The sequence below is a fragment of the Kitasatospora sp. NPDC088134 genome (assembly GCF_044741705.1).
GTDB lineage: Bacteria > Actinomycetota > Actinomycetes > Streptomycetales > Streptomycetaceae > Kitasatospora.
Genome location: NZ_JBIUTD010000013.1, coordinates 125914 through 138404, shown reverse-complemented (window position 1 = coordinate 138404; position 12491 = coordinate 125914). Strand labels below are relative to the sequence as shown.

The window sequence follows — 12491 nt, the reverse complement described above, 5'->3', positions numbered from 1 at the left end:
TATGCGTGCGCGGTGCACGCATATGGGCCGAGGGGTGGGTCAGTAGACGTACAGGTGGAGGGTCAGGTCGGCGAAGGAGACCGCGCTGCCGCTCTTCCAGGCCCGGTAGCTGGGGGCCTTGGTGAGGTCGGCCTCGAAGGTGGGGCCGCTCTCCTGGCTGATCCCGTACTGGGTGGTGCTGCGGCCGGCCGCGACCAGCTCCCCGGCCATCTTCACCAGCTGGTAGGGGTGGGCGGTGGGGGAGTTCGGCGAGGAGAAGACGTCGCTCCAGCGGCTGCCGACCGTCCCGGTGGCGGGGGCGTAGGCGGGCTTGGCCGAGGTGGCGGTCCAGGTGGCGGGGCGGTAGGTGTCGCCGCTGGTGAGGTGGCTCCACTTGACGCCGTCGACCGACCAGTAGCCGCTGCGGGTGCCGACGGTGTCGCCGCGCAGGTCGAGGACCGACACGCCGTTGGTGCCGACCACGCTGTCGGTCTCGTCGGCGGTCCCGGGGTTGGTGACGACCAGGGCGGTGTCCTCGTCGATGCCGAAGGCGCGGGCGTGGCCGGTGGCGGCGGCGAGGCGGACGAGGCGGCCCTCGCGGCCGCGGGCGGCGAAGTGGGTGTCGATCAGGCCGGAGGTGAAGAGGTGGAAACCGCCCTCGGGGCGGTAGCTCAGGTCGTCGGGGTAGCTGCTGCTGATGCTGGTGTACGGCCCGTAGCGCAGGGCGTCCCAGCTCTCGCCGCCGGTGACCATGTCGCGGCCGTTGGTGATGGTGGTGCCGGCGCTGGTGCCCATGATCGCGGCGCCCGCGGCGAACCTGGCGCGGATCACGGCCAGCGCGGGGGAGTCGCTGTTGTCGCTCTTCAGCAGGGTGGCGACCAGGCGGCTCTGGTCGCCGCCGCCGAAGAAGAAGCCGGTCATCGAGTTCAGCTGGTCCAGGACGGCCTGGCTGGAGTTGTTGCCGACGTGGTCGAGGTCGATCGGGATCCACTGTGCGTCGGCCGCGCCGTAGGTGTTCTTCAGCAGCCCGGTGTAGTAGGCGCCGTTGCAGACGGAGTTGCTGCAGGTCGCCGGGTCGTTCGCGTTCGGGTCGTCGGCGGGGACGACGGAGGCGGCGGTGATGACGCCGATCCTCGCCGCCGGGCCGCCCGACCTGGCGACGAAGGTGCCGTAGACGGCGGCGTTCGTGTCGGCGATGGCGCCGCCGCCCAGGATCAGGGCGCCGGGGCCGGTGGCGGCGTGCGCCGCCCCGGCGGGTGCGAGGGCGCCGAGCGCCGCGGTGAGGGCGGCGGCGCGCACGCCGGGATCGAGCCCGAGCGCGGCGCCAACGCCGCCCTCGCCGCCGCCCACCTGGTGGTCGCCCTGCAGGCCCTCAACGGCATCTGGCCCGGCGTCACCCTGAACGTCGGCGTCGTCCGCGCGGGCACCCGCACCAACATCGTCTGCCCGCAGGCCGAGCTGTACGCCGAGGTCCGCGCCGCCACCACCGCCGGCCTGGACACCGCGATCGCCGAGATCCGCGCGGTCGCCGCCCGGACCGTCGTTGAGGGCACCGCGGCCCGGGTCGACCAGCTCGACCTGTGCCCGCCCATGGAGCACACCCCGCAGGCGGCGGCCGTCCTCGCGCTGGCCCGGGGCGCCGCCGCCGACCTCGGCCTCACCGTGGGCGCCGCCGCCACCGGCGGCGTCGGCGACGCCAACCTGACCTCCGGGCTCGGCATCCCCACCCTCGACGGCCTCGGCCCCGTCGGCGGCGCCGACCACACCCCCGAGGAGTGGCTCGACACCGCCGGCGTCCCGGACCGGGTGGCCCTGCTGGCCACCCTGGTCGAACGCCTCCGGCGGACCTGAGCCCGCCCCGCCGACCGGCCCGGCCCCGTCCGGACGCCCGCGCCCCACCGCCCGCCCCCGGCGGCCCGGACACCGCCGGGCGACCGGGCGGCGGGTACCACCGAACAAGATCTCCCCGGCCCGGCCTTTCGCTAGGCTGCGGACCACCACCCCTGCCGGACCGCCGCCGCCCCGCGCCGACGACCGGGAAAGGACCTGCGCCATGGCCCCCGTCACCCTCGCCGAGGACATCCGCCAGCGGCTCGGCGACTGCAGCCCCGCCGAGCGCAAGGTCGGCCGGGTCCTGCTCGCCGGATGGCCGGCCGCCGGCTTCGAGACCGTCGCCGCCCTCGCCGAACGGGCCGCCGTCAGCCCGCCGACCGTCATCCGCTTCGTCAACCGGCTCGGCTACAGCGGCTTCCCCGACTTCCAGGCCGCCCTGCGCACCGAACTCGACGACCGCCGGGCCTCCCCGGTCACGCTGTACAGCACCGGGCGGTTCGGCGCGGACGGCGGTGACGGCGAGGCGCCGCCCGGGGGGACGGCCGGGCTGCTCGCGCACGGCCGGCAGGTGTTCACCGCCGCCGTCGGCCGCACCCTGGCCGAGGTGAGCCCGCACGAACTGGAACGCGCGGTGCAGCTCCTCGCCGACCCCAAGCGCCGCGTCGTCCTGGCCGGCGGGCGCTTCACCCACCTCTTCGCCCAGTACCTCGCCCTGCACCTGATGCAGCTGCGGCCCGACGTCCACCTGCTGCCCGACCGGCCGGTCGAACGCACCGCCCTGCTCGCCTCGTTGGGCCGCCGCGACGTGGTCGTCGTCTTCGACTACCGCCGCTACGAGCAGGACAAGGTGACCCTCGCCGAACTCGTCCGGGAGGCCGGCGGCCGGATCGTCCTGTTCACCGACGCCTGGCTGTCCCCCGTCTCCACCCACGCCGAGGTCGTCCTCTCCAGCCAGGTCGACGCGCCCTCGCCGTACGACAGCCTGGTCCCCACCCTCGCCGTGGTCGAGACGGTCGTCGCCGGCCTGGTCGCCGCGCTGGGGGAGCGCGGGCACGAGCAGATGAAACGCGGCGAGCACACCGCCGACCGGATCGGCCTCACCTGACCCCGACCGGCCCCGCCCGACCCCGCCGGTGAACCGTGGCGGGGCCGCGCCGGGGGTTCGAAAGCAGGCCCTAGGGTGGGGGGATGGAGAACGACGCGGCCCCCGAGATCGCCGACGCGCTCGGCGTCCTGCTCCGCCGCACCACCCGCGCCCGCCTGCACGGCCGGCTCACCGAGGGCATGGGCCCCGCCCTGGACGAACTGACCTACCCCGTCCTCAGCGCCCTCGCCCGCACCGGCCCGCGCAGCGCCGCCGAACTCGGCCCCGAGATCGGACTGGACCGCTCCGGCGTCACCCGCCGCGCGACCCGCCTGGAGGAGGCCGGCCTGGTCCGCCGCGAGCCCGACCCCGCCGACCGCCGGGCCCAACTCCTCGTCCTGACCCGCCCCGGCGAACGGGCCGTCGCCGAACTCCGGCGCCGCCTCGCCGAGTTGATCGCCGACAGTCTCGCCGACTGGCCCCCCGGCGAGGCCGCCGCCTTCGCCCGCGGCCTGCGCCGCTTTACCACCGAGGGCCCGTTCGCCTGACCCGCCGTCAGCCCGGGCGGCGGTGCAGCAGGACCGCGACGTCGTCCTCGTAGCCCTCGGCGGGGCGCAGCGCCCGCACCACGTGCGCGGGCAGTTCGGCGGTCGGCAGGCCCAGGGCGTCCCCCAGGGCCCGGCCGGCGGCGGCGATGCCGGTGGTGATGCCGGTGCGGCGCCGCTCGACCAGGCCGTCGGTGTAGAGCAGCAGGACGGAGCCGGCCGGCAGCGTCCGGACGGCCTCCGGGCGCGGCTCCCCCGGGCGCACCGCCAGCGGCAGCGAGCGGCCGCCCGCCAGCAGCGACACCCCGCCGTCCGCCCCGACCAGGACGCCCGGCGGGTGGCCCGCGCTGGAGTGCCGCAGCTCCCCGGTGGCCGGGTCCAGGACGGCGCAGAAGACCGTGGTGCAGACCGCCCCCGGCACGGTCGCGGCGAACGCGTCCAGCGCGCCCAGCACCCGGGCCGGCGCCGCGTCCTGGAGCAGCAGCGCCCGGCAGGCGCTGCGGAGCTGGCCCATCACGGCGGCGGCGGGCAGCCCGCGCCCCACGCAGTCGCCCAGCACCAGCCCGATCCGCCCGTCCGGCAGCGGCACCGTGTCGTACCAGTCGCCGCCGACCTCCAGCGGCGGGGTGGCCGGCTCGTAGTGCACGGCGAAGCCCGCCGGCAGCCGGGCCGGGCCGAGCAGGGCGCGCTGCAGGGCGAGCGCGGTCGCCCGCTCCCGGTCGATCCGGTGCGCCCGGGCCAGGCCCGCGGCCAGCCGCCCGGCCAGCAGGGTGAGCAGCAGCCCGTCCTCGGCGGTGAAGGGCCGGCCGCCGCCCAGGTCGACCAGCAGCACGAGCGGCCCGTCGGGGTGGTCCAGCCGGATGCCGGCGCCCGCGGCGGACGGGACCGGCGTGAGGGTGGGCCCGGCGGCGAGCGCGCGCAGCGCGGCCCGCTCCGGCCCGGGCAGCTCCGCCCAGGCCGGGGCGGAGCTGCCCGGCCCGCCCCCGGCGGTGCTCGGCCGGGGCGGGCCGCCGTCGCGGTCGAACCGGACCGCCAGCACCCGCTCGGCCCGCCACAGCCCGCGCAGCAGGTCGAGGGCCGGGGCGAGGGCCCGCTCGACGCCGACCGCCTCGGCCAGGCACTCGGTGAGCGCGGCGAGGGCGCTCTCGCGCCGGACGGCGTAGTACTCGGCGGTGACGTCCCGGAAGGTGCCGACGACGACGGTCCGCCCGGTCGCCGGGTCCGTGGTGCGGTGGAAGGTGCCGTGCAGCCGCAGCCGCCGGCCGTCGCGGTGGACGGCGGGGACGGTGAAGCTGCCGCGCTCGGTGCCGGTCAGCGCGGCCAGCGCGTCGGCGGCCAGCCGGTGCCCCTCCGGGTCGGCCGCCGGATCGGGCCACCACGGGTGCGCGGGCCGGTACGGCAGCCCCTCGGGGCCGTGGCCGAGCAGGGCGGCGAAGGCCGCGTTGACCCGCAGCACCGTCCCGTCCCCGTCGCAGACGAAGAACGCGTCCTGCAGCGAGTCGACCAGCGCGCCCTGCCAGCGGGCGTGCTGCTCGCGCAGCCGGGCCAGCCGGAGCGCCGAACGGACCCGGGAGAGCAGTTCGGTGGCCGCGAACGGCTTCACCAGGTAGTCGTCCGCCCCCGATTCGAAGCCGTCGATCGCGTCGTCGCGGCCCGCCCGGGCGGACAGCAGCAGCACCGGCAGGGCGGCCGTGCGCGGGTCGGCGCGCAGCGCCGCGACCAGCTCCAGCCCGTCCGTGCCCGGCATCATCACGTCGCTGATCACCAGGTCGGGGGCCGCGGTCCGGACGGCGGCCAGCGCCTGCGCCCCGTCCCCGACGGCGGTCACCCGGTGCCCGGCGCCGCGCAGCACCCGGGACAGGTAGTCGCGCAGGTCGGCGTTGTCGTCGGCGACCAGCACGTGCCCGGTGCCGGGGTCGGCGGGGGCGGGGGCGGCCGCCTCGGGGGAGGCGGCGTCCGCGGGGTGCTCCGGGCGGTCGTCCCAGCGCAGCGCCTCCTGGAGGAACGGCTCGGCGTCCCCGACCGGCCCGGCCGGGGCCGCGGTGCGGCCCGGGGCCAGTGGCAGCTCGACGGTGAAGGCGGTGCCCCGGTCCGGGGCGGAGGACACCCCGACCGTGCCGCCGTGCAGGTCGACCAGCTCCCGGACCAGGGCCAGCCCGATGCCGCTGCCCTCGTGCGAGCGCGCCCGGCTGTTCTCCACCCGGTGGAAGCGGTCGAAGACGTGCGGCAGCTCCTCGGCCGGGATGCCGACCCCGGTGTCCTCGACCGAGACCAGCGCCCGCCCGTCCCGTTCGCCGACCCGGACCCGGACCTCTCCCTCGAAGGTGAACTTCAGGGCGTTGCCCAGCAGGTTGAAGAGCACCTTCTCCCACAGCGACGGGTCGACCAGCACCGGGGCGGACAGCGGCGGGCAGTCCACCACCAGCCGCAGCCCGGCCCGCTGGAGGGCGGAGCGGAACACCGACGCCAGCTCGGCCGTCACCCGCGCCAGGTCGACCGGCACCGGGCGGGCCCGCATCCGGCCCGCCTCCAGCCGGGAGAAGTCCAGCAGCGTGTTGACCAGCCGCCCCAGCCGCAGCGCGTTGCGGTGGACGGTCTCGGCGTCCTCCCGGGCCTCCGCGAGGACCGCCGCGTCCAGGCCCGGCAGCCCGGCCGGGTCGGCCTCCGCGAGCCGCTGCCGCAGGCCCTCGGCGGGGCCCGCGATCAGCGCCAGCGGGGTGCGGAACTCGTGGCTGATGTTGGCGAAGAACGCGGTCTTCGCCCGATCCAGCTCGGCGAGCTGCTCGGCCCGGCGCTGCTGCGCCTCGTGGCTGCGGGCGCTGGCGATCCCGGCCGCCAGCCGGTCCGCGATCAGCTCGACGAAGCCGAGCCGGCCGTCGTCGGCGGGCCGGTGCCGGTTCAGGCCGGCCACCAGGAAGCCGGCCGGGCCGCCCCCGCCGGGCGCGGGCAGCGGCACCACCCGGGCCTGCCGGGGCGGCTCCGTCCAGGCGCCGCACGGCAGTCCGGCGAACGCCGGGCCGTCCAGCGACACCGTCCGGGCCTCCCCGGCCCGGGCCGCCGCGACCGGCCACGGCCCGTCGTCCGCCGGCCGGTCGGGCGCCGCCGGGTGGCCGGCCGGGATGCCGGAGGAGGCGGCCAGCCGCGCGCCGCCCCGGTCGTCGAACAGGTAGGTCAGGGTGAAGGGCAGGTCGTACGGGTTGCGGCCGAGCTGCCGGGCGACGAAGGCCAGGAACTCGCCCTCGGTGCGCACCGCGTCCGGCTCCGAGCCCAGGTCGCGCAGGGTCGCCATCCGGCGCTCCGCGACCACCCGCTGGGTGTCCTCGCTGACCACGCACAGCACGCCGACCACCGCGTCGGCCTCGTCGCGCAGCGGGCTGTAGGAGAAGGTGTGGTACGTCTCCTCCCGGTAGCCGGAGCGCTCCAGCCACAGCAGCAGCGCCTCGTCCCAGGTGGCCTCGCCCTCGGTCAGGACGTGCTCGATCCGCGGCCGGGCGTCGTCCCAGACCTCCGGCCACACCTCCCGGAACGGGCGGCCGAGCGCCCACGGGTACTTGCCGGCCAGCGTGTCGCGCCGGTACGCCGCGTTGCAGAGGAAGGTGAGCTCCGGGCCCCAGGCCATCCACATCGAGAACCGCGAGGACAGCATCGTGTCCACCGCCGAGCGCAGGCTCTGCGGCCACCGCTCCGGGTCGCCCAGCGGTGTCGCCGCCCAGTCGACCCGGGCCAGGTCGGCGCCGACCACCGGGTCCGCACCGAACACGCCGTGCCCCGTCCTGCCGCTCCGACCACCTGCCACCGGGCACCTCCCTGCGCGCCTTCGCCTGCTCCTCCCCGCCCGCCCATTGTCGCGGGTCGGGGACCCTCCGACTGCCCGCTCCCGGCCCGCCCAAGCACCGCGGCGGGGCAGGACCGGGAGCGCAGGGCCTACCATGACCGGCATGACGGACACCACGCGAGATCCCGGCGGACCGCCCGGCCCGGCAGTGCTCCGCTTCCGCGGCGAACTCGACTTCGCCCACGAGCGGGAGCTCGCCGAGGCCGTCGACGCGGCCCTGGCCGGCGGGGCCCGGGCCCTGGTCCTGGACGTCTCGGCGGTCACCTTCGCCGACTCCTCGACGCTGCGGACCCTGGTGCTGACCCAGCAGCGGACCGAGGCCGCCGGCGGCGGCCTGGTGCTGCTCGGACCGCTCTCGCTCGCCGTCCGCCGCCTGCTGGAGATCACCGCCACCGACGGCTACTTCACCGTCGTCGACAGCCTGCCGCAGGCCAGGGCGGCCGCCGCCGACCTGTCGCTCCGGAATCCGCACGGTGCCGGAGCGGAGTGAGCCCCGGCCGCCCGCGTCGCATCATCCGTCCGCGCGGGGGCACACGCACCCCAACCCCCTCCGGCCGGCCGCGCAGGCCGACCCGTACCGCGCCGCAGACGATTCGAGGACGTTCATGCCGCACGACGACGACGCCCGGCCGCCGTCCCCGGCGGCTCGGGTTCCGGTGCGGACGGCCGGGCAGGCGAGGGCCGCGGTCACCCGCCTGCTGGAGGCCGCCGGCCACCCCGGCGGCCGGGTGCTCGCCGACGCCCAGCTCGCCGTCACCGAGCTGGTCGCCAACGCGCTGCGCCACGGCGGCGGCCTGACCGGCTTCGACGCCCGCCTCGGCCCGGACGGCACCCGGCTGGTGGTCGAGGTCGAGGACGGCGACGACCGCCACCCCGTCGGCCGGCCGCTCCCCGGCCCCGACCCGGCCGCCCCGGGCGGCCGCGGCTGGGCGATCGTCCAGGCCCTGGTGGCGAGCTGCCAGATCGAGGCGCTGCCGACCGGCGGCAAGCGGATCCGGGTCACCTTCGCCCTCTGACCCGCCCGTCCGCCCCCGCCCGGCCGCCGGCCAGGTCGGCGAGCAGCTCGCGGGCGGCGCGGGCGCCCGAGGCCAGGGCGCCCTGCACCGAGCCGGTGGTCCGGTGGTCGCCGCAGACGTACCGCCCGGGCGCGTGGCGGGAACTGCGGGTGAGGGGGTGCGGGGCGGGCATCGCGGGCAGGGCGTAGGGGATGCGGTACTCGGCCAGCGGCTGCCAGTCCGAGGTGTCGCACCCGTACAGCTCGGCCAGCTGGGCGCGCACCGCGCCCTCCGCCGTGCCGGTGCCCAGCACCGAGGTGGAGACCAGGGAGCGGCCCGGCGGCGCGCACCACGGCGCCACCTCGGTCGCCGCCGAGACGCCCGCCCGGCGCAGCGCGGCCGCCGTCGGCAGCGGGAGCGGGCCGTCCTCGGCGGCGGGCCTCGGGGGGCTGCGGCCCAAGCGGGCCCGGGTCACCGGCGGCGGCACGTGAGCGGGGCCGCGGCGCGCGGGGACGGGGGCGCGGGCCTCTCGCCCCGGGGCGCTGGAGGTGCACCCGGTTCCCCCGGTGCCCGCGGGGGCTGGCCTGCCCGCGTCCGTGCGGGCCGGACGCGTGGCGGCTGCGGTGGGCCAGGGGACTTCCCGTGGGCGTGCCGGTGTGTGGCCCGGGTGGCGAGGTCGCGCGGGTCGCTGCTGGTCAGGGTGTGGTCGAGGGGGGTCGTGCGGTGCTTCGGGGCGCGGGGCCGGTGGGCGGGGGGTCGTCGGTGAGGCCGGTGGTGCGCAGGGTGAGGTTGAGGCGTCCGCGGGTGAGGCCGGTGGTGGGGTCGCCGGTGCCGGGCAGGATCTTCGGGACGGCGTGGTGGGCGAGGCGGGAGGGGCCGCCGAACACCAGCAGGTCGCCGGAGGCCAGGACGAGGTCGTTCCAGGGGCGGTTGCGGTGCTCGGTGTTGCCGAGGCGGAAGACGCAGGAGTCGCCGATGCTGAGGGAGACGACCGGGGCGAGGGATTTCTCGTCCTTGTCCTGGTGCATGCCCAGGCGGGCGGTGTCGTCGTAGAAGTTGACGAGCGCGGCGTCGGGTTCGTAGGCGGCGCCCTGGGCGGGGTCCTGGTAGGCGTCGGCGACGGCGCGGCGGCCGAGGTCGGCGAGCCAGCCGGGGAAGGGGGCGACCCGGTGGCCGTTCACGTCGTCGGCGGTGCGGGTGTAGGCGTAGGGCTGCCAGTGCCAGCCCAGGCAGACGGTCTGGACGGACATGACGCCGCCGCGCGGCAGCCGGGTGTGCCGGATCGGGACCGGCCCGGCGGCCCAGGTGCGGCAGGCGGTGACGAGTTCGCGCTGCTGGTCGGTGCTGAGCCAGCCGGGCAGGTGGACGGCGCCCGGGGCGATCTCGCGGTGCCGGTAGCCGGCGGGCGGCGGGCCGAACAGGGGGAGCGCGGCAGAGGGGTTCACGCGGCGCCGCCGGGGGCGATGTGGGGGAAGGAGTCGGTCCAGCCGTGTTCGACGCGCCAGGTGCCGCCGTCGGCGTGGGCGCCGCGCAGGCCGTCCAGGACGTTGCCGGCGAGGGCGACGGCGACGGGCTCGGCGAGGGAGGCGAAGCCGAAGGTGCGCTCCGGGCGCCAGGGGGTGGAGTGGGCGAGGCGGCGGGCGAGCTGGGCCCAGCCGAGGGGGCGGCGGCGACGACGAGGGCGTCGGGGCCGGGGTCGGTGAGGCGGTGCGCGGGGCGCAGCCAGGAGGCGGCCTGCTCGGGCCAGTCGACGACGGCCAGGACCGCGTGGCCGGCAGCCTGCCAGGCGTCGGCGAACGCTTCGGCGGCCTCGCGGGATGCGGTGTCGCGGCTGTGGCCGACGGTGACGGCGTGCAGTTCCGGGCGGCGGTGGCCGGTGAGCAGGCGCAGCAGGGCGGCGAGTTCGGCGGCGGTGTGCGGGGCGGGTGCGGGCGGGGGGCCGTAGGCGGCGGCCTGGGGCGCGGTGAGCAGGGGCGAGCGGGCGGGTGCGGGGCGGGGGTTCACGGTCGGGGGGTCCTTCGGGTTTTCCACTGCCGGTACTTCTCGGGCAGGCACACGGCGCAGGGGCGGTAGCCGGCGGCGACGGCGGTGGCCTCGTCGGCGAAGAAGACGCGGTGGCGGACGTAGTGGCCGGCGGCGATGGCGCGCAGGGCGCAGGGGCAGTCGAGGCGGCCGTAGAGGCGGCCGGGGCGGTGGCCGCCGAGGGTGCCGGGGGTGGTGCTGGGGTAGGGGCGCCTGTCGGGGCCGGTGAGGGTGTAGGTGCGGGCCGGTGCCTGGGCAGGGCCGGTGCCGGGGGGTGTGCGGGTGGCGGCCATGGCGGGTCAGGCGTCGTGGAAGACGAGGCCGAGGGCGTGGCGGCGGCCGGTGCGCACGGTGCTGACGCCGTGGCGGACGGGGGCGGCGTAGTGGCCGCGGGCGGAGGGAACGGGGCGGTCGCGGGTGGTGAAGACCAGGCCGTGGCCCTGCGGGAGGGCGGTGGTGGTGCCGCGGGACTGGGCGCGGGGGCGCTGTTCGACGAGCAGGAACTCGCCGCCGGTGTAGTCGGTGCCGTGGACGTCGAGGCCGATGACGACCTGGAGCGGGAAGACGAGGTCGCCGAAGACGTCGCGGTGCAGGGCGTTCCAGTCGCCGGGCCCGTAGCGCAGCAGGATCTGGGAGCTCTTGTCCTGCCCGGCGGCGTGGCACATCGCGGTCCACTCGGCGAGGGTGTCGGGCCACGGGGCGGGGCGGCCCAGCGTGTTCGCCCAGGCGCGGGCGACGGTGAGCAGGCGGGGGTAGAGGGCCTCGCGCAGCGCGGCGACCGGCTCGGGCAGGTCGTGGGTGAAGTACCGGTACTGGCCGGAGCCGAAGCGGTGGCGGGCCATGTCGACGGTGGTGCGGAACAGTTCGGGCCGCTCGTAGAGGGCGGCGATCTCCCGGCACTGCCCGTCGTCGAGCAGGCGGGGCGTCAGCACGCAGCCGTGGACGTCGAGTTCGGCGGCCAGCGTGCTCCAGTCGGCGGCCTCCACGGCAGCGGCCGGGGCGGTGGCGGTGGTCGGGGCGGTGGCGGTGGTCATGGCGGGGTCCTCGGGGGTGGGTCAGGCGGCGGCGCGGGCGTGGGCGGCTTCGTGGTCGAGGAGGTGCTGCTTGGCGTCGGTGCCGGCCGCGTAGCCGCGCAGGGCGCCGTCGGCGCCCAGGACGCGGTGGCAGGGGCGCACGAGCAGGACGGGGTTGGCGGCGAGCGCGGCGCCGACGGCGCGGGCCGCGCCCGGGGAGCCGATGTCGGCGGCGAGGCGCTCGTAGGTGCTGGTGGTGCCGTAGGGGACGTGGGCCAGGGCGTTCCAGACGAGGTGCTGGAAGGCGGTGCCGCGGGCGGTGCACTCGACGGCGAAGGCGGTGAGGGTGCCGTCGAAGTAGGCGGCGAGCTGGCGGGTGATCTCGGTGAACGCCTCGTGGTCGGTGGGGCGGTGGGCGGTGGCGGCGGCCCGGTCGGGGGCGAGGACGGTCAGGGAGGCCAGGGCGGTGCCGCCGGGGGCGGTGGCGGAGGGTTCGCCGGTCAGCAGGAGGGTGCCGATCGGGCTGGGCAGGACGGTGGCGAGGAGCACGGCGGTCTTCCTGTTCACGGGGCGGTGCGGGGGGCGGCTTCGTGGTCGAGCAGCCACTGCTTGGCGGTGGGGCCGGCGGCGTGGCCGAGGGCGGTGCCGCCGGGGCCCAGGACGCGGTGGCAGGGGCGGACGATCAGCAGGTGGTTGGTGAGGATCGCGGAGCCGAACGGCTGGACGCGGTCGTGGGGGACGCCGTGGCGGGCGGCGAGGTCGGGGTAGGTGGCGGTCGTGCCGTGGGGCAGGGCGTCCAGGGCGCGCCAGGCGGTGCGGTGCAGGTCGCTGCCGGGTGCGGCGAGGTCGAGGTCGAAGGCGGTGCGGGTGCCGTCGAAGTAGGCGGTGAGCTGGCCGGCGGCGTCGGCGAGGGCGCCGGGCGCGTGGCGCCAGGTGGGCTGCACGATAGGGGCGGTGCGCTGCCCGGCCGTCGAGACGGAGGTCAGCACCACCCCGGTGCGGGAGCCGGGCGCTTCCTCGCCGGTGAGCAGCAGGTCGCCCAGCGGGCTCTCGACGGACAGGAACACCACGGTCCTCGTTGCCTGCACCGGATTCGTCCTCCTTCGGCCCGAAGGGCTGTCATTTTCTCCTTCTATCAACCATTTTGTCCGTGCCGGTGGGGGTGGTGCTGGCGGTATTCGGACG

At 77.4% G+C, this 12491-nt stretch carries 13 protein-coding genes; 5 read left to right on the top strand and 8 right to left on the bottom strand.

Features of this window, described 5'->3' with window-relative positions; translation table 11 throughout:
- Positions 1-39 precede the first annotated feature (39 nt).
- On the bottom strand, positions 40-1278 hold the full coding sequence (locus ACIOHG_RS21445; protein ID WP_400952963.1) for a cyanophycinase: 1239 nt from the start codon (positions 1276-1278) through the stop codon (positions 40-42).
- Between ACIOHG_RS21445 and ACIOHG_RS21440 the strand changes: the two genes are divergently transcribed.
- The 3 genes from ACIOHG_RS21440 (at position 1219) to ACIOHG_RS21430 (ending at position 3444) form a co-directional block, all read left to right on the top strand.
- Positions 1219-1830, top strand: coding sequence for a M20/M25/M40 family metallo-hydrolase (locus ACIOHG_RS21440; RefSeq protein ID WP_400952960.1), 612 nt, complete (start codon positions 1219-1221; stop codon positions 1828-1830). The genes ACIOHG_RS21445 and ACIOHG_RS21440 overlap by 60 nt on opposite strands.
- 202 nt (positions 1831-2032) lie before the next feature.
- On the top strand, positions 2033-2917 hold the full coding sequence (locus ACIOHG_RS21435) for a MurR/RpiR family transcriptional regulator (protein ID WP_400952957.1): 885 nt from the start codon (positions 2033-2035) through the stop codon (positions 2915-2917).
- Between the two features lie 83 nt (positions 2918-3000).
- Complete coding sequence (locus ACIOHG_RS21430; RefSeq protein WP_400952954.1) at positions 3001-3444, top strand: MarR family winged helix-turn-helix transcriptional regulator; 444 nt, start codon at positions 3001-3003, stop codon at positions 3442-3444.
- 7 nt (positions 3445-3451) lie between these two features.
- Here ACIOHG_RS21430 and ACIOHG_RS21425 read toward each other — a convergent pair whose 3' ends face one another.
- Positions 3452-7066 (bottom strand): SpoIIE family protein phosphatase, encoded by a 3615-nt coding sequence (locus ACIOHG_RS21425; RefSeq protein WP_400953079.1) that lies wholly within the window; start codon positions 7064-7066, stop codon positions 3452-3454.
- Between the two features lie 313 nt (positions 7067-7379).
- On the opposite strand from ACIOHG_RS21425, the gene ACIOHG_RS21420 reads away from it, so the two are divergent.
- Together ACIOHG_RS21420 and ACIOHG_RS21415 are read left to right on the top strand one after the other, a co-directional pair.
- Positions 7380-7766 carry an STAS domain-containing protein gene (locus ACIOHG_RS21420; RefSeq protein ID WP_400952951.1) on the top strand — a complete coding sequence of 129 codons (387 nt, stop codon included), beginning with the start codon at positions 7380-7382 and terminating at the stop codon, positions 7764-7766.
- 115 nt (positions 7767-7881) lie between these two features.
- Positions 7882-8292 (top strand): ATP-binding protein, encoded by a 411-nt coding sequence (locus tag ACIOHG_RS21415; protein WP_400952948.1) that lies wholly within the window; start codon positions 7882-7884, stop codon positions 8290-8292.
- Here ACIOHG_RS21415 and ACIOHG_RS21410 read toward each other — a convergent pair.
- The 6 genes from ACIOHG_RS21410 to ACIOHG_RS21385 all read right to left on the bottom strand — a co-directional run bounded on the left by ACIOHG_RS21410 (position 8276) and on the right by ACIOHG_RS21385 (position 12394).
- A complete protein-coding gene (locus tag ACIOHG_RS21410) occupies positions 8276-8731 on the bottom strand; it encodes an FAD-dependent oxidoreductase (RefSeq protein ID WP_400952946.1) in 456 nt (151 codons plus the stop codon). The two genes, ACIOHG_RS21415 and ACIOHG_RS21410, sit on opposite strands and share 17 nt — an antisense overlap.
- A 235-nt stretch (positions 8732-8966) precedes the next feature.
- Complete coding sequence (locus ACIOHG_RS21405; RefSeq protein ID WP_400952943.1) at positions 8967-9716, bottom strand: alpha-ketoglutarate-dependent dioxygenase AlkB family protein; 750 nt, start codon at positions 9714-9716, stop codon at positions 8967-8969.
- A gap of 555 nt (positions 9717-10271) precedes the next feature.
- Positions 10272-10586 (bottom strand): metal-binding protein, encoded by a 315-nt coding sequence (locus tag ACIOHG_RS21400; protein WP_400952940.1) that lies wholly within the window; start codon positions 10584-10586, stop codon positions 10272-10274.
- Between the two features lie 6 nt (positions 10587-10592).
- Positions 10593-11327, bottom strand: a complete 735-nt coding sequence (locus tag ACIOHG_RS21395; RefSeq protein WP_400952938.1) for a 2OG-Fe(II) oxygenase — start codon at positions 11325-11327, stop codon at positions 10593-10595.
- A gap of 21 nt (positions 11328-11348) precedes the next feature.
- Positions 11349-11873, bottom strand: coding sequence for a methylated-DNA--[protein]-cysteine S-methyltransferase (locus tag ACIOHG_RS21390; protein WP_400952935.1), 525 nt, complete (start codon positions 11871-11873; stop codon positions 11349-11351).
- Complete coding sequence (locus ACIOHG_RS21385) at positions 11870-12394, bottom strand: methylated-DNA--[protein]-cysteine S-methyltransferase (protein ID WP_400952932.1); 525 nt, start codon at positions 12392-12394, stop codon at positions 11870-11872. The genes ACIOHG_RS21390 and ACIOHG_RS21385 overlap by 4 nt, the downstream gene beginning before the upstream one ends.
- Positions 12395-12491: the final 97 nt, after the last annotated feature.